General features: G+C 44.5%; 17 protein-coding genes and 1 pseudogene. 15 read left to right on the forward strand and 3 right to left on the reverse strand.

Going from position 1 to position 15,454, the window contains the following annotated elements; all coding sequences use genetic code 11:
* Nucleotides 1-12: 12 nt before the first annotated feature.
* Together BLT91_RS02660 and gndA are read left to right on the forward strand one after the other, a co-directional pair.
* Nucleotides 13-819 carry an SDR family oxidoreductase gene (locus BLT91_RS02660; RefSeq protein WP_254776757.1) on the forward strand — a complete coding sequence of 269 codons (807 nt, stop codon included), beginning with the start codon at nucleotides 13-15 and terminating at the stop codon, nucleotides 817-819.
* A 32-nt stretch (nucleotides 820-851) separates the two neighbouring features.
* Nucleotides 852-2,264: an NADP-dependent phosphogluconate dehydrogenase gene (gene gndA, locus BLT91_RS02665; RefSeq protein ID WP_090817231.1), complete on the forward strand. Its 1,413-nt coding sequence runs from the start codon at nucleotides 852-854 to the stop codon at nucleotides 2,262-2,264.
* A gap of 10 nt (nucleotides 2,265-2,274) precedes the next feature.
* On the opposite strand, the gene BLT91_RS02670 is transcribed toward gndA, so the two are convergent.
* Nucleotides 2,275-2,574, reverse strand: a complete 300-nt coding sequence (locus tag BLT91_RS02670; protein WP_090816273.1) for a hypothetical protein — start codon at nucleotides 2,572-2,574, stop codon at nucleotides 2,275-2,277.
* A gap of 169 nt (nucleotides 2,575-2,743) precedes the next feature.
* On the opposite strand from BLT91_RS02670, the gene BLT91_RS02675 reads away from it, so the two are divergent.
* Entirely contained in the window at nucleotides 2,744-3,250 is a 507-nt protein-coding gene (locus BLT91_RS02675; protein WP_090816274.1) for a shikimate kinase, read from the forward strand.
* A gap of 23 nt (nucleotides 3,251-3,273) precedes the next feature.
* Here BLT91_RS02675 and BLT91_RS02680 read toward each other — a convergent pair whose 3' ends face one another.
* The gene (locus BLT91_RS02680; protein WP_090816276.1) at nucleotides 3,274-3,564 is read right to left on the reverse strand and encodes a rhodanese-like domain-containing protein; all 291 of its coding nucleotides are present in this window, start codon (nucleotides 3,562-3,564) and stop codon (nucleotides 3,274-3,276) included.
* A gap of 109 nt (nucleotides 3,565-3,673) precedes the next feature.
* Here BLT91_RS02680 and crcB (BLT91_RS02685) point away from each other — a divergent pair, with 109 nt between their 5' ends.
* Genes crcB (BLT91_RS02685) through BLT91_RS02705 form a run of 5 tightly spaced genes read left to right on the forward strand, consistent with a single transcriptional unit; the run spans nucleotide 3,674 to nucleotide 7,021 of the window.
* Nucleotides 3,674-4,054 (forward strand): fluoride efflux transporter CrcB, encoded by a 381-nt coding sequence (crcB, locus tag BLT91_RS02685; protein WP_090816278.1) that lies wholly within the window; start codon nucleotides 3,674-3,676, stop codon nucleotides 4,052-4,054.
* Nucleotides 4,051-4,410, forward strand: coding sequence for a fluoride efflux transporter CrcB (gene crcB, locus BLT91_RS02690; protein ID WP_090816280.1), 360 nt, complete (start codon nucleotides 4,051-4,053; stop codon nucleotides 4,408-4,410). The genes crcB (BLT91_RS02685) and crcB (BLT91_RS02690) overlap by 4 nt, the downstream gene beginning before the upstream one ends.
* A 26-nt stretch (nucleotides 4,411-4,436) precedes the next feature.
* On the forward strand, nucleotides 4,437-5,732 hold the full coding sequence (gene aroA, locus BLT91_RS02695; protein WP_090816282.1) for a 3-phosphoshikimate 1-carboxyvinyltransferase: 1,296 nt from the start codon (nucleotides 4,437-4,439) through the stop codon (nucleotides 5,730-5,732).
* A 33-nt stretch (nucleotides 5,733-5,765) separates the two neighbouring features.
* Entirely contained in the window at nucleotides 5,766-6,584 is an 819-nt protein-coding gene (locus BLT91_RS02700) for a C39 family peptidase (protein ID WP_090816284.1), read from the forward strand.
* A gap of 11 nt (nucleotides 6,585-6,595) precedes the next feature.
* Nucleotides 6,596-7,021 carry a CoA-binding protein gene (locus BLT91_RS02705; RefSeq protein WP_090816306.1) on the forward strand — a complete coding sequence of 142 codons (426 nt, stop codon included), beginning with the start codon at nucleotides 6,596-6,598 and terminating at the stop codon, nucleotides 7,019-7,021.
* Nucleotides 7,022-7,104: 83 nt separating this feature from the next.
* Here BLT91_RS02705 and BLT91_RS02710 read toward each other — a convergent pair.
* Nucleotides 7,105-7,670 (reverse strand): annotated as a pseudogene (locus BLT91_RS02710) (FAD-dependent oxidoreductase).
* Between the two features lie 209 nt (nucleotides 7,671-7,879).
* On the opposite strand from BLT91_RS02710, the gene BLT91_RS31220 reads away from it, so the two are divergent.
* The 7 genes from BLT91_RS31220 (at nucleotide 7,880) to BLT91_RS02745 (ending at nucleotide 15,408) form a co-directional block, all read left to right on the forward strand.
* On the forward strand, nucleotides 7,880-8,578 hold the full coding sequence (locus BLT91_RS31220) for a hypothetical protein (protein ID WP_175532059.1): 699 nt from the start codon (nucleotides 7,880-7,882) through the stop codon (nucleotides 8,576-8,578).
* A gap of 154 nt (nucleotides 8,579-8,732) precedes the next feature.
* Nucleotides 8,733-10,622, forward strand: a complete 1,890-nt coding sequence (locus tag BLT91_RS02720) for a glucose PTS transporter subunit IIA (RefSeq protein WP_090816308.1) — start codon at nucleotides 8,733-8,735, stop codon at nucleotides 10,620-10,622.
* A complete protein-coding gene (gene ptsP / locus BLT91_RS02725) occupies nucleotides 10,619-12,358 on the forward strand; it encodes a phosphoenolpyruvate--protein phosphotransferase (protein WP_090816310.1) in 1,740 nt (579 codons plus the stop codon). Before BLT91_RS02720 ends, ptsP begins: the two co-directional genes overlap by 4 nt.
* A gap of 1 nt (nucleotide 12,359) precedes the next feature.
* Nucleotides 12,360-12,902 carry a type 1 glutamine amidotransferase domain-containing protein gene (locus BLT91_RS02730; protein WP_090816312.1) on the forward strand — a complete coding sequence of 181 codons (543 nt, stop codon included), beginning with the start codon at nucleotides 12,360-12,362 and terminating at the stop codon, nucleotides 12,900-12,902.
* Between the two features lie 124 nt (nucleotides 12,903-13,026).
* Nucleotides 13,027-13,434, forward strand: coding sequence for a hypothetical protein (locus BLT91_RS02735; protein WP_090816314.1), 408 nt, complete (start codon nucleotides 13,027-13,029; stop codon nucleotides 13,432-13,434).
* A gap of 180 nt (nucleotides 13,435-13,614) precedes the next feature.
* Nucleotides 13,615-14,619 carry a catabolite control protein A gene (gene ccpA / locus BLT91_RS02740; protein WP_090816316.1) on the forward strand — a complete coding sequence of 335 codons (1,005 nt, stop codon included), beginning with the start codon at nucleotides 13,615-13,617 and terminating at the stop codon, nucleotides 14,617-14,619.
* An 87-nt stretch (nucleotides 14,620-14,706) separates the two neighbouring features.
* A complete protein-coding gene (locus BLT91_RS02745) occupies nucleotides 14,707-15,408 on the forward strand; it encodes a 5'-methylthioadenosine/adenosylhomocysteine nucleosidase (protein WP_090816318.1) in 702 nt (233 codons plus the stop codon).
* Nucleotides 15,409-15,454 lie beyond the last annotated feature (46 nt).

Consider the following 15,454-nt stretch of genomic DNA (forward strand, 5'->3'; position numbering starts at 1 on the left):
TTAGCTCTTTCAATGAAGTTTGCCAAGCAAATGTTAGAGGGGATGAAGACAGTGAATTTATTCGATCTTACAGGTAAAACAGCAGTGATTATAGGCGGCAACAGTACACTTGGAGGCTCTATGGCTCTTGCCCTGGCCGGACATGGGGCGAAAGTAGCCATCGTCGGTCGCAATCAAGAGAAAAGTGACCAGGTTCGTCAGAGCATCGAAGCCATCGGAGGGAAAGCAAATACGTTTCAAGCCGATGCAACAAGACGTGAAGATTTGGAGCTTGTTCTCAAAGAAGTGATCGCTTGGTCTGGCGGTGCGGATATTCTTATGAATTGCCCAGGTAAAAATAGCGCCACGCCTTTCTTTGACATTTCCATGGAAGAATGGGATTCTATTATGGAGGTTAATTTAAAAAGCGTCGTGTTAGCCTGCCAAGTATTTGGGAAATATATGGTTGATCGAGGCGAGGGAGGAAGCATTATTAATATTTCATCCGTTTCGTCAGATCCACCGCTTTCTCGGGTATTCACTTACTCAGCTTCCAAAGCAGCTGTCAATAACATCACGCAGAACCTAGCCCGTGAATTCGCTACGAGCCGTGTGCGTGTCAACGCGATTATTCCGGGGTTTTTTCCAGCCGAGCAGAATCGTAAGATTTTGTCGCCGGAACGTGTCGAGTCCATTATGCGTCATACGCCAATGAATCGATTCGGTGAAGCATCTGAGCTCCAGGGTGCTGCTGTGTTTCTTGCTTCTGAACAAGCTTCTAGCTTCGTTACAGGTTCTGTTTTAAGAGTGGATGGCGGTTTTGGCGCGATGACAATTTAAATATTTATTTATCGGAAGGGTGTATGAGAGACGTGTCTAAACAACAGATTGGTGTAGTCGGACTTGCTGTAATGGGTAAAAACTTGGCTTTAAACATCGAGAGCAGAGGATTCACTGTATCCGTATTTAACCGTTCTGCCGAAAAAACAAAAGAGCTTCTACAAGAAGCCACAGGCAAACAATTAGTAGGTACATACAGTGTTGAAGAATTTGTGCAATCGCTTGAAGTTCCACGTAAAATTTTGATTATGGTTAAAGCAGGCGGTCCTACGGACGATACGATCAACCAACTGCTGCCTCATTTGGATAAAGGCGATATCTTGATTGATGGGGGCAACGCGTTCTTCCCAGATACGCAGCGCCGTAACAAAGAACTAGAAGCTCATGGCATTCGTTTCGTTGGGACGGGTGTATCTGGCGGAGAAGAAGGCGCACTGAAAGGCCCGGCGATTATGCCAGGCGGACAAGAAGACGCTTATAAACTCGTTGAGCCAATTCTTACGGCGATTTCGGCCAAAGTTGGCGACGATGCTTGCTGCACCTATATCGGACCTGATGGCGCTGGGCACTACGTGAAAATGGTGCATAACGGCATTGAGTATGGCGACATGCAGCTTATTTGTGAAGCTTACCAACTGCTGAAGGATGTTCTGAATGTAAGCACAGAAGAGCTTCATGAAATCTTCACAGAGTGGAACAATGGCGAGCTCGATAGCTACTTGATCGAAATTACACGTGATATTTTCACGAAATATGACCCTGAAACCGGCAAACCGATGGTTGACGTTATTCTGGATTCCGCTGGTCAAAAAGGGACAGGAAAATGGACCAGTCAAAGTGCTCTGGACCTTGGCGTACCGCTTTCCATCATTACGGAATCCGTATTCGCCCGTTTCATTTCTGCGATGAAGGAAGAACGCGTAGCGGCTAGCAAAGTGCTCAAAGGACCTGATGCTCCAGCCTTTACAGGTGATCGCCAAGCGTTCATTGAGGCTGTTCGCCAAGCGCTTTATGCAAGTAAAATTTGTTCTTATGCGCAAGGCTTTGCTCAAATGAGAGCAGCTTCCGAAGAATATAACTGGAATCTGAAATATGGCAGCATCGCTATGATCTTCCGTGGCGGCTGTATCATTCGTGCTAGATTCCTTCAAAATATTATGGACGCGTATGACCGCGATCCTGAACTCAAAAACCTGCTGCTTGATTCTTACTTCACAGGTGTAGTTGATAATTATCAACAATCATGGAGACAAGTTATTGCAGAAGCGGTTTCTCGGGGTATTGCTGTTCCCTCATTCGCATCGGCACTCGCTTACTACGATAGTTACCGTACCGAAAGATTACCGGCTAACCTGCTGCAAGCGCAGCGAGATTATTTTGGAGCTCATACCTTCCAACGTGTGGATAAAGAAGGTTCCTTCCATTTTAATTGGATGGAAAACTAAGAGGGAGGCATCACATCTCTTCCTGTAAACCATATGCCGCTTCGCGAAGCCACATTTTCAAACGATCGGCCTCTTGATCAAAGCCGTTTCGTCTGTGAATGAGCATCAAGGAGACTTCGGCAAAATAGCGGAAATTTCTTAATAAACGTGGTTGAGCAAGATCCTGCATACGCGGGTCTTCTTCAGCCACTTTTTTCTTAATAAACTCCAGAATCCAAACAACATCCTCTTTGCAAAGCGTATAACTTGGGTGTAAGATTTGCTCCAGTTTGCCTTGTGTGCGGTTTGTGTAGGCAATAGTTGGGTTCAAAGTTACATCTCTCCTTGTCGGTATAGGGTCTCTCATAAATCATAACTGTTCAAGCTGGAATTTATTCACACTACTATATGATTTTTTGGTGGATTGTATTCATGTCTATACGGCTATGGTATGATGTTGGGAAAGTTTGTATAACATCATATGAGAAAAGGGGATTTTCGTGACAGCAAGCAACATTGTACTTGTAGGTTTTATGGGGACAGGCAAATCAACCGTTGGGCAGAAGTTGGCTGAACGTCTGGGCTGGACCTTCCAAGATTCGGATGCCGCCCTTGAAGAAGAGCAGCAGACAAGCATCTCTGACTTGTTTCGTATTCACGGTGAATCGCACTTTCGCGCTTTGGAGAGCAAGGTGCTTGAACATATATTAATTCGTAAGGGGCAAGTCGTGGCTACAGGCGGGGGTGCCGTGCTGGCTGAGTGTAACCGAGCCTGTATGCTTCAAAATGGCTTTGTCGTGGCACTGAAAGCTTCACCAGAGATGATTATACAGAGAGTGAGCAGCGATACCAGCCGTCCCCTACTGCAGGGGAATTTGGAAGAGCGTGTTCACCTACTGCTTGAAGAACGAAAGTCATCTTATGATTTCGCACATACGGTGATTGATACGACTGAACTAACTACAGACCAAATTGTAGCATTGATTATCCAACAAGCTGAGCTTTAGGGGGGAGGGGACAAGCTGAGAGCTTAGTCCTCCCATTCCAGCATGCCGCCTGTCATGTTTTTAAGACCTTTGTAGCCTTGAGCTTCCAAATAGCCAAGTGCCCGACTACTGCGGTTACCGCTGCGGCACACAAGGATAACTTCCTCAGCTTGCGGGATTTCGCTGAGGCGATCTGGCAATAGAGCTAAAGGGATATGGATAGCTCCTGGTAGCATACCGGCAGCCACTTCTTCATCTTCGCGAACGTCGATAATCGTTAGCTTTTCGCCGCGGCTTAGTCTTTGCTTAATTTCGGATGGTAATATCGTATCCATTGTAGGACCTCCATGCTTGAAATGTTGGGAAGAAGCCCCTTTACAAGTAATGATAGAAACAAAAAGTGAAGATGTCAAACAAACGGTTATTAATAGGAGTTGCGTAACCATGATTTACATTGGTATAGCCGGAATATTAGGCGCACTTGCCCGATTTGGGCTTTCTATCTTGTGGAATCCTAATACAGCTGCCGTTTTTCCTTGGGGTACTTTATTTTGTAATTTAGCCGGCTGCCTATTACTTGGATTTATTATGTTTGCTTACAAGCTAAACATACCTACTAGACTACAATTACCCATAACTACGGGGTTTATAGGGTCTTTTACTACTTTCTCTACGTTTAGCTATGAAACTGTGAACATGTTAAACCAGGGTCATCTTATCCTTGCAGCTCTCTATGTCTTAGGCAGTTTATGGGGCGGGCTTGGCTTTACTTGGATTGGCGTCCGAATAGGTGAGTCTATTCGAGGGGGTATTCATCCTTCATGATCACTTGGTTATGGTCGATTTGCCTGGTAAGTTTTGGGGGGTTTTTCGGTGCAATAAGTCGTTTTAAGCTCGGGAATTACATCGCAAGAAGATTCCCAAGTTCTATTCCGTATGGTACACTGACAATAAATCTTTCGGGGTGTTTTTTGCTTGGACTTCTGATGAAATATCATGCTTTTGATAATTGGAAGTTGTTGATAGGCACGGGCTTTATGGGGGCTTTCACCACTTTTTCGACATTGAATCTCGAGAGTGTTAAGCTGCTCCGCGCTGGACAATGGCAAGCTTGGATGATGTACACAATGCTTAGTTATACCGGTGGAATTCTATTAACCTTCATCGGATATTACATATAAACACTTACGAAGGAGATATCAACTATATGAAAGCCATCGTGAAACCGACCGCCCACCTACAAGGGGAAATCAACGCACTGTCATCCAAAAATTATACAACCCGCTACTTGCTGATCGGTGCACTTGCGGATGGGACAAGCACGATCTATTACCCAGCTCATAGTGAAGATAGCGACGCGATGAGACGTTGTGTCCGCGATTTGGGCGCAATAATTGAAGAAGATGATGAAAAAATCGTTATTACAGGTTTTGGTAAGCATCCCAAGCATGTTTCGGAGCTGAATGTAGGAAATGCCGGTGCTGTACTTCGCTTTTTAATGTCTACAGCTGCTTTTTGTCCCAATTTAACATTCGTAAACACGTATCCGGAATCACTTGGCAAGCGTCCGCATGATGATTTAATTAATACTTTGCAGCAAATGGGCGTGGAAGTACAACATTCTAATGGCCGTCTGCCGATAACGATTAAAGGGGGGCAACCGCGCGGTGGCAAACTTACCGTTTCCGGTAATGTCAGCTCACAGTTCTTGAGTTCTCTCTTATTTATGACACCTCTTCTCGAAGAGGATAGCGAAATTGAAGTGCTTCACGATTTGAAATCTAAAATCATTGTGGGTCAAACATTGGAAGTATTAGAACAGGCGGGTATTATTGTTCACGTCAGCGACGACCTAATGCACTACCGTATTCCAGGTAGACAATCCTATCAGGCCAAAGAATATGTGATTCAAGGGGATTACCCGGGCTCTGCAGCGATTCTGGCAGCCGCTGCTGTAACGAATTCGGATGTACGCGTTCTTCGACTTGATGAGAACAGCAAGCAAGGTGAGAAGGCTTGCGTGGATGTCTTGCGTGCAATGGGTGTTAATTTGACACATGATAATGGTGTTGTGCATGTGCGAGGCAACCAGAAGTTGATCGCTGGTGAGTTCGACGGCGATCACTTCACAGATGCTGTGCTTGCGATGGTTGCTGCAGCGGTATTTGCAGAAGGCACTTCTCGCTTCTATAATGTTGAAAATCTTCGTTATAAAGAGTGCGACCGAATCACTGATTATTTGAACGAACTGCGTAAAGCCGGCGCTGATGTCGAAGAACGTCAAAGTGAAATTATTGTACACGGTAAACCGCAAGGTGTCACAGGCGGTGTTGAAATTAATGCGCATTTCGATCATCGTGTCATTATGGCTTTAACGGTTGTTGGTCTTCGTTCCGAGAAGGGTTTGATTATTCATGATGCCCATCATGTAGCCAAATCTTACCCGCAGTACTTTGACCATTTGCGTTCCATCGGTGCTCAGGTTGAACTTGTGAGTGAGTAATAGATCCTCAAAACAACGAACGGGTGAGCCAGCATGATGATTATTTGGCAGGGATTAAAGGTGACGTTTGGTTTATTCCTCATTGCAGGACTTGTGTTTGTAAGCAGTGTATTCGCTGTATTGCTGTATGCCAAAGCGACCGGTAAAGAACCGGCCTTATTCGCATCTAGCTCTACGGTTTTCGTCGCTAAGCCAACGGCACCAGTGAAAGCAACAGATGTTCCTTCTCCGCGGCCGGATATCCAGATGAAAAAATCAGCAATGATTGATGCGCCTATCTTTGCCCAATTGCCCGAACTGCCTGCAGGGTGTGAGATCACTAGTTTAACGATGCTTCTGCATTATCAGGGTATCACGAAAAATAAAATAGAACTTGCTGCCGAAATGCACAAGGATGACACACCTGTCACCCTAAATGCGGACGGTTCAATTGCTTTTTGGGGAAATCCTAACACAGGCTTCGTTGGTGATGTTACCCGAAAACAAAGAGGCTTCGGCATTTATCATTCTGGTCTTTTCCCACTGCTGAAGACATATATCCCTCAGGCAATTGATATCACGGGCGAGTCTTTCGAGATGTATGAACAACAGATTGCCCATAACATTCCGGTTATCGTTTGGACAACGATTGATTTTAACATCCCTTATAAATGGGTGACTTGGGATACACCTCAGGGGCTTCTTAAGACAACATTTGCCGAACATGCGGTATTATTGGTAGGATATGATGAGAATAATGTATACTTGAATGACCCTTTAAGCGGGACAAAGCAAGTGCAGGTGAACAAAGCTCAGTTTATCGACAGTTGGTCCGCGATGGGGAAACAAGGCCTCACTTACTTAAAAAAATAGGAGGTAAACACATGACTTTTGAAAATCCGTCTAGAGAGCACCTTAAGGACATCCTAGCCAATGTCGGTAATATTGCTGTAGTGGGTTTGTCCGATAAACCCGATCGTACCTCTTATATGGTTGCCGCGGCTATGCAGAGCAGAGGATACCGTATCATTCCTGTCAATCCGAACGCCACGGAGATTTTGGGCGAGAAGTCCTATGCGTCTTTATCCGACATTCCTGAGCCAGTGGACATCGTTAATGTATTTCGTCGTGCGGATCAAGTTGTTCCCATCGCCGAAGAAGCTGCTAAAATTAAGGCCAAGGTCTTCTGGCTCCAGCTAGATATTGTAAATGAGGAAGCAGGCCGAATTGCCAAAGAAGCTGGGTTAGAAGTCATTATGGATCGCTGTATTAAAGTGGAAGATGCGATTCTAAATCCTAGAAACAACTAATTTTTTCGCTGATTAGGCAAAACTAAAAACCGCGTATCTTCTACCATTAGGTAAGAGATAAGCGGTTTTGTTTATGTAAGAGACTATGCTTTTAATACATCATGATCTACGTAGCGGGAACCATTTAATTCACTTACTACATTAATTGCAACTTTGGCGCCATCTCCGGAAGTGACTATTGTATGCATACTCACACCAGCTACAGTTCCTGCCGCCCAAACACCTTTAAGGCTAGTATGCCTTGTGCGTCTGTATCTACAACGGTTTTGATGCGAGGTTCGGTACCAGGTTTGGTCTTGATGCCTGAAACTTCAGCAAGTTCTACAGATAGTCCTGTTGCGAGAATAACATGTTTACCTTCATAGGTGCCTGTATCAGTTGTCACTTGGAAGCCTTCGTCGGATTTATTCAATTGTGTTGCTTTGCCTTGTACCAATTCAGTACCGAATTTAGCTGCTTGTTTCTTTCCGATTTCGACTAAATCAGGACCCGTTATCCCATCTACACCATAATGATTCTCAACCCACGCTCGTTTGGTCACGCTTTGATCACTGTCGATAACAAGCGTCTTTTTACCTGCTTTGGCTGTAAATAAGGCTGCACTCGCCCCAGCCGGACCTGCTCCAATAATAATCACATCGTATCCCATATTAGTAACTCCTCCTAGAAAGAGATTGAAGTACAAGAGGATTATGGCATATCCGATTATCCATAGACAATTTATGTGTATAGAATGTATGCTATCTTGTTTCATAGAACACCCATTGGCTTCCATAAATAAAAAACGAACAAGCGGAGAGAATAAAAAAGGCTCCAAAAAAGGCGCCCAATAATATGAATGTTAAGGAGGATTTACACATGTACAGCAATAACAACAGCTATGGAGCGTCATCTTTTGGAAATGCTTCCCAAGGTGCTCAGACTTCACAAGGCTATCAGGGTGCTAATGCGCAATATCAAGGTATCAATGCGCAAAATCAGGGTTACCAAAAGTACCAACCTGTTGGATTAGTGCAGTCTTTCTATAATCAACCAAACGCTTGGCAGTCGGGTAAAGGGTTCAATCAAGCTGCTTCCACCGAGTCTTTTCACACTGCGAATTATCGCGGAAATCAACCTTCTCAGCAGCAACAATCAAACTTCCAAAGCGGTTATTCTTCCTATAAGGGGATGAACAACCAATTCGGTTCTAACCAGTCGCAGCCATATGGAAATTCAGCCGCCCAACAGCCATCTATGTCTAGTCAATTCAGCAGTTCGGTACAAACGAATCAGCCATATGGACAATCTAATGTTTCACCGAATTCTTTCCATACGGCAAACTATCGCGGGAATCAACCAGGGCATGATGCTTATAAACACAGTGATTCCTCATCACCTTCTCAGCAATCCTTCCAGTCTGCCTATGGAGCGCAGCAAGGAATTCAACAACAAGGCATGCAACAACAAGGGATGCAACATCAAGGAATCCAACAGCAAAGCATCCAATCTACTTATAACCAGGGATTTAATAATTCAGGCATGGGGCAGCAATTCGGAAATAATTCCTCGTACTAATCGAGGGAACGATTGGCAGACGTCATTGGCAGGTCGATATTCGACCTGCTTATTTTGTTTTGACAAACTGGCAAACAAGCTATACGATTTGATAAGAGAGGCTTATGCTTACAATGTAAGTTTTCTTCGAAAACTCTAAGGAGGTAGCCTACGTTTGAACTGGATGGGGAACTTACAACAGCTTGGCCGCTCATTAATGCTGCCTACCATTGCGCTTCCTATTGCTGCTGTGCTGCTTCGTCTGGGGGATCTACCTTGGGATGCTATTCACGCATCCAACTTCGGGGAAATGCTGCTGCTGGCAGGGAATACGGTCTTCGACTATATACCAATTATTTTCGCTGTTGGTGTGGCGCTAGGCCTTACAGAGAGTGCTGGTATTGCTGGTCTATCAGCCATGCTGGGCTATTTTATGTTCACGAGACTCATAGAACATGCTTTAGGCTCCCAATTTCAACTGGGTGTATCAGGCGGAATTTTAATCGGCTTACTGGCTGCAATTATTTATCATCGATGTAAGGAGATAAAGCTCCCGGAATACATACAATTTTTCGGTGGTCCTCGCATAGTACCGCTTATCATGGGGCTGTCCACGCTAGTCGTGTCTTATATCATGATTGCTATTGGTCCCTATTTAGAAATGGGGATGGGCAAGTTATCAAGCTGGCTGCTTGGTCTAGGCGGCATAGGTGCGTTTGTTTATGGAATCGCTCATCGGTTGCTCGTTCCATCGGGTTTGCATCATATTTTAAATAACTTTTTCTGGTTCCAAGTAGGTGCATATCAAACGCCAACGGACCATATAGTTTACGGTGATTTACCTAGGTTTTTCGCTGGGGATCCTACGGCAGGTACGTATATGGCCGGATTGTATCCTATCATGATGTTTGCCCTGCCTGCGATCGCTTTTGCGATTATCGGGGAAGCACGAGAGGATTTGAAGCCGAAGATTAAGGCGACTTTTCTGACGGCAGCTCTTGCTTCTTTTTTAACAGGTGTCACTGAGCCTATTGAATTTGCCTTTCTCTTTGTTGCACCTTATTTATTCGTCATTCATGCCATTTTGTCTGGAGTGGCCATGTGGCTGGCTTATGTGTTAAATATTCATCATGGTTTTTCTTATTCGGCCGGTGCCATTGATTACGTTATTAATTTGCACTTGTCGCATAACGGATTATTATTGATCCCCATTGGTTTGGTTTATGGGTTTTTATATTATTTCTTGTTTCGCTGGGCTATTCGGCGGTTCCAGATTCCTACACCAGGTAGGGAAGAAGGCTCTTCACTTGAAGAGTGGGCGGGCGATATTCCATATCGGTCTCCCCTAATCTTGCAAGCACTCGGTGGGAAAGACAATATTAAGAAGATTGAAGCCTGCATCACCAGATTGCGACTTACGCTTGTCAATGATCGTTCGATGGACATCACGGCATTACGACACTTAGGAGCAGCAGGCGTCATCCGTCTTGGAGGAGGCAATGTTCAGGTCGTGTTCGGAACATTCTCAGAGCTGATTCGTGAAGAGATTATGAAAGTACTGCGCAAAGACATTCATGTTGTGCTGTTTACTTCGCCCATGCAGGGTCGTATGATTCCAATTGAGGAAGTACCCGATCGCATCTTTGCTTCGCGTTTGGTGGGTAATGGTGTTGCTTTTATCCCTGAAAAAGGGGAACTGGTTTCTCCCGTGGCAGGGACCATTATGCACATTTATCCGACCATGCATGCACTTGGTATCTTAACCGATGAAGGTTTGGAAGTCCTACTGCACATTGGTATCGATACGTCTAGTTTGCCGGGTAAATGTTTTAATGCGGTGGTGAAAGAAGGCGATCGCGTGGAACCAGGGCAATTACTCGTTAAATTTAATATTAATAAAGTCAAAAAATTTGCTTCATCCATGGCGACACCGATGATTATTACGAATCCGGATCTTGTTAAGTCTTGGAGCTTTGCTCCATTCAAACCTGTCAAAAAGGGACAAGGTTCTGTGATGTCCGTTGTCTTAAAGCCTACTAAATCTACGGGGGGGACGAACGGATGATCAGAGGGATAGGCGCGTCTTCAGGAATTGCGATGGGTCAGGCTTTTGTCATTCCTACCTGGGAGTGGGATTTTCCTGAGAAAATGATTGACGTAACAGACTTGGCTTATGAATTTGAACGTTTATATGACGGCATTCGATCTTCTAAAGATGAGCTTGAGCTAATCAAGCAGGAGATTAAGGAAGTTGTTGGACAAGATCAAGCCTATATTTTTGATGCCCATTTGGCGATTTTGGAAGATCCTATTTTTATGAATGAAATTCAAGGGATCATTGAGCTGCAGTACAAAGCGGCTGAAGTGGCTGTAAAAGAAGTCATCGATAAATTTGTCAGCATGTTCAATATGATTGACGACGAGTACATGAAGGAACGGGCACTTGATATTAAGGATGTCGGCAACAGACTGCTAAAGCATTTGCTCGGAGATACAAGCTCAACGGTACCGCCCATCGATCATCCGTACATATTAGTCGCCAAGGAGCTTACGCCATCTCAATTGGCTCATTTGGATCCAACTAAGGTTCTGGGTCTGCTGACGATTCTCGGTGGTACGCATTCGCACGTCTCGATAATGGCAAGAGCGATGTCTGTGCCCTATGTGTTGGGCTTGGAAGGAAAACTCCTTAGACCCATTCAGAACGGTGATTTCCTGATTATTGATGGGCAAGAGGGTACATTGTACATCAATCCAGACAAGACAACGATAGAGCGTTATCAAGCACGCAAAAAGAATTGGCTTGAATTCAAAGAGAGTTTGCAAGAAATAGCTGACGTTGCTCCTGTAACACTGGATAATAGCTATGTGAATCTGCATGCCAACATCAATTCGGTGCTGGAGATTGATCAGGTGCTGCGCAACGGTGCTTCCGGGGTGGGCTTATTCCGTACGGAGTATTTATACATGGACCGTGATTCGCTGCCTGGTGAAGACGAGCAGTTTGAAGTGTATCGTCACGCAGCCAAGCAGCTCAAAGGTCGTCCTATTGTCATCCGAACATTGGATATCGGCGGAGATAAAAAGCTGGATTATTTGCCGCTTGCGAAAGAAGATAATCCATTTCTGGGGTATCGGGCTATTCGGATCTCTTTGGACCGTAAAGACCTATTTATGACACAGCTTAAAGCGATTCTAAGGGCGAGTCATTACGGTAACGTAAAAATCATGTATCCTATGGTCACTTCATTGGATGAGGTGCGTCAAGCCAAAGCTCTGCTTGAGAAGGCGAAGACGGAGTTGAGTGCACAAGGCATACCCTATAATGCTAATATTGAAGTAGGACTAACGATTGAAGTTCCGGCTGCGGCACTCATTGCGGATATTCTCGCAAGTGAAGTGAATTTTATGAGCATTGGAACGAACGATCTTGTTCAATATGTTTTAGCTGTGGACAGGATGAATGAGAACATCGCGCACTTATATAACCCTTATCATCCGGCAGTCATTAGGCTTCTCAAGCATGTGATCGACTCGGCCAAACGTGTTGGAATTCCCGTAGGCGTTTGTGGTGAAATGGCGGGTGATATTCGAGCATTACCGATATGGTTAGGTCTGGGAATTGAAGAATTAAGCATTTCCGTACAAACACTTTTGCAAGTGAAACACCGTTTATTAAGCAGTGAAGCAAAGAAATGCAAACAGTTAGTCATTGAAATTCTAGATTGCAAAACAAGCGATGAAATCATAGCTTTACTTGCTCAAACTGAACAAACCGAGTCTATCGTAGGAGGAAATTAGCTTGGAATTGACAGGAACGAAAGTATTGGCTTTTGTGGATGAAGAGTTTGAAGACTTGGAAATGTGGTATCCCGTTTTACGCTTGCGTGAATCCGGGGTCGTTGTGGATATTGTAGGTCCTAAAGCTAAAACCGTGTATCACGGTAAATATGGCGTGCCAATTACGACTGAATATGCCTTCGATGAAGTAAAGTCATCCGATTACATCGGTCTTTACGTTCCAGGAGGTTGGGCGCCTGATAAACTTCGCCGTTATCCTGACGTAATTCGTCTAACCCAGGAATTTCACGCCGCGGTTAAGCCGATTGCTCAAATATGCCATGCAGGTTGGGTGCTGATCTCAGCGAAAATTGTAAATGGGTATACAATGACGTCGACACCGGGCATTCGGGACGATCTCGAAAATGCGGGAGCAACATGGTTAGATGAAGAAGTGGTTGTCGATCGCAATATCATTTCTGGGCGTCGTCCACCAGATCTACCCGCATTCTCCAAGCGGTTTGTGGATGAGCTTATTCAATATAACAATCAACAGGAAAAGTAACATTCTGCTTCCATAGGTGGCAAAAACTACTACTCATCACTCGGCAGGAAATCGATTACGATCGTAGAATATCATAGTACAAGCAACTCATGTACATGCCCCCTGCCAGTGAAGGAGTGTTAGAATGCAAAAGTATTGTAAGTGCGGACGCACGATGAACCTTCGTCTGCGTACGGTTATTTATCAGAACAAAGTCGATATTGAGAATGTACCTATTTATTCATGTGAAGCGTGTGGTCGAAGTGAGGTAGTTCCTCATGTCAAACCCGAGCTTACCGGTTTAATCGGCAGGCTGGGGAGTAAGCCTGAGAAACAGCAGCTCTTTTTCCATGAACTTTCCGAAATTGCTTTTCTGCTGTTGAAAGTAACGGAGAAAGAGCATATGAATGATTCCATGGAGAAGATCGTTGAAGAACGAATCAATGAGCTTTTGGACATCTTATTGCTAGCACAATCACTGGGTGACGAACCATGGACCGAAGAAATTCGCAAACGGTTGTCTCAAATCACACAGAGCGCAATCTCGACATAAGCAGCATGCGGCCAATCCCTTGCGGATTGGCTTTTGTACATATTTTGACTAAGTTTTGAAAATAAAATGAAAAAATTTTCAAAGTATTTTCATTTTTCATTGCAAGATGGATTAATTTGTCGTATCATAACGGTAATATACTAGGCTCGCAGAATACTTTTGAAAATGGAGAGAGTAACCGTGACCGTAACCATTTATGATGTAGCTAGAGAAGCAGGAGTTTCGATGGCAACCGTTTCTAGGGTTGTAAACAACAATCCTAACGTGAAGCCTCAAACACGCAAGAAGGTTTTTGAAGCCATTGAACGGCTCGGTTATCGCCCAAATGCGGTAGCAAGAGGTTTGGCAAGTAAGAAGACGACAACTGTGGGTGTCGTCATTCCCGATATTTCTAATTCGATCTTTGCTGAAGTGGCACGTGGGATTGAAGATATTGCGAATATGTACCATTACAATATTATTTTGAGTAATGCTGACAAGAAGAAGGAAAAAGAAATACGTGTTATTAACACCTTGCTTGAGAAGCAAGTCGATGGGCTGCTCTTCATGGGTGGCGTAGTAACAGAGGATCATATCCAGGCTTTCCGTACATCTTCCGTTCCAGTCGTTCTATGCGGGACAATGGACGAGAACCAAACGATGGCATCCGTTGATATCGATCATGAGAAAGCGGCTTTCGATGCTGTTAATGTGTTAATCGCAGCCGGTCATCGTGACATCGCGATGATATCTGGAACTTTGCAGGATCCTGCTAATGGATTCGCAAGGTACCAAGGCTACAAAAAAGCATTAGATACAGCTGGTATTCCACTACGTGATGAATATGTTCGCATTGGGAACTATCGTTATGAGTCTAGTGTTGACGCTGTGAAATATTTCTTGGAGCTTTCACCTAGACCGACGGCGATTTTCTCGGCTACAGACGAGATGGCGATTGGCGCCATTCATACGATTCAAGATAATGGACTCAAAGTACCGCAAGATATCGCAGTGATTAGTGTGGACAATATTCGTATGGCCTCAATGGTTAGACCGACATTAACGACAGTTGCTCAACCGATGTATGATATCGGCGCAGTGTCGATGCGTCTTCTAACGAAGTTGATGAACAAAGAGTCAACGGATAACATGCAAGTTATTCTGCCGCATGAAATTATTTACCGTAACTCCGTTACACAATCTTAATCAAAACAAACCTCTAAACGAGGTCATTCCTTTGGGATGATCTCGGTAGAGGTTTTCCTATGTACATAAGGAAAAGAGGATAATGAAATGACATGGAATAAAATTGCCCTTATCGGTGCGATGAATGAAGAAATTGAGCTGTTGGTTTCGCGTATGACCGATGTGCGTGAAACGATCAAAGCCGGCATTATCTTTCGTGAAGGTACGTATTTTGGCAAGCAAGTTGTGGTGTGCCGGACAGGTGTAGGGAAAGTTAATGCGGCTGTGACAACACAACTATTAATTAGCAGTTTCGGTATTGAAGCGATTATTTTTACTGGAGTAGCAGGAGCGTTGGATCCTGAGCTGAATATCGGTGATCTTGTGATTTCGAGTGAATGTATGCAGCATGACATGGATGTTACGGCTCTTGGTTTTCCTCGCGGCATCATCCCTTACGAAGCGAAATCCGTGTTCAAAGCCGATGCCAAGCTTATTGAGCTGGCTGTTGCTTCAGGTGAAAAGCTGTTTGCTGGTAAGGTTAAAAAGGGGAGAGTACTCTCTGGTGACCAGTTTATCGCTAGCCGGGAACTCGTTGCCGGCCTTTATGAAGAGCTTGGCGGCGTTTGTGTTGAAATGGAGGGGGCTTCAGTTGCACAAGTTTGCTCCATGAATGCCATTCCATATGTGGTCTTGCGTTCAATGTCCGATAAAGCGGATGGATCCGCTCATGTGAACTTTGCAGAGTTTACTGTCCAGGCTTCTGAGAATTCGTATAAAATGGTTGAGGATATCGTGAAGCAACTGTAATGTGGATAAATAATAAAGCTCAGAATTTCCCCGATATAGCGGGTTC

It is taken from the genome of Paenibacillus sp. yr247 (assembly GCF_900103825.1).
Taxonomy (GTDB): domain Bacteria; phylum Bacillota; class Bacilli; order Paenibacillales; family NBRC-103111; genus Paenibacillus_E.

Bases quoted from the DNA above. Each gene is read 5' to 3' on its own strand.
- BLT91_RS02660 (WP_254776757.1), top strand. From the start codon at position 13: ATGAAGTTTGCCAAGCAAATGTTAGAGGGGATGAAGACAGTGAATTTA.
- BLT91_RS02680 (WP_090816276.1), bottom strand. From the start codon at position 3,564: ATGGATACGATATTACCATCCGAAATTAAGCAAAGACTAAGCCGCGGC.
- crcB (WP_090816278.1), top strand. From the start codon at position 3,674: ATGATTTACATTGGTATAGCCGGAATATTAGGCGCACTTGCCCGATTT.
- crcB (WP_090816280.1), top strand. From the start codon at position 4,051: ATGATCACTTGGTTATGGTCGATTTGCCTGGTAAGTTTTGGGGGGTTT.
- aroA (WP_090816282.1), top strand. From the start codon at position 4,437: ATGAAAGCCATCGTGAAACCGACCGCCCACCTACAAGGGGAAATCAAC.
- BLT91_RS02700 (WP_090816284.1), top strand. From the start codon at position 5,766: ATGATGATTATTTGGCAGGGATTAAAGGTGACGTTTGGTTTATTCCTC.
- BLT91_RS02705 (WP_090816306.1), top strand. From the start codon at position 6,596: ATGACTTTTGAAAATCCGTCTAGAGAGCACCTTAAGGACATCCTAGCC.
- BLT91_RS31220 (WP_175532059.1), top strand. From the start codon at position 7,880: ATGTACAGCAATAACAACAGCTATGGAGCGTCATCTTTTGGAAATGCT.
- ptsP (WP_090816310.1), top strand. From the start codon at position 10,619: ATGATCAGAGGGATAGGCGCGTCTTCAGGAATTGCGATGGGTCAGGCT.
- BLT91_RS02735 (WP_090816314.1), top strand. From the start codon at position 13,027: ATGCAAAAGTATTGTAAGTGCGGACGCACGATGAACCTTCGTCTGCGT.
- BLT91_RS02745 (WP_090816318.1), top strand. From the start codon at position 14,707: ATGACATGGAATAAAATTGCCCTTATCGGTGCGATGAATGAAGAAATT.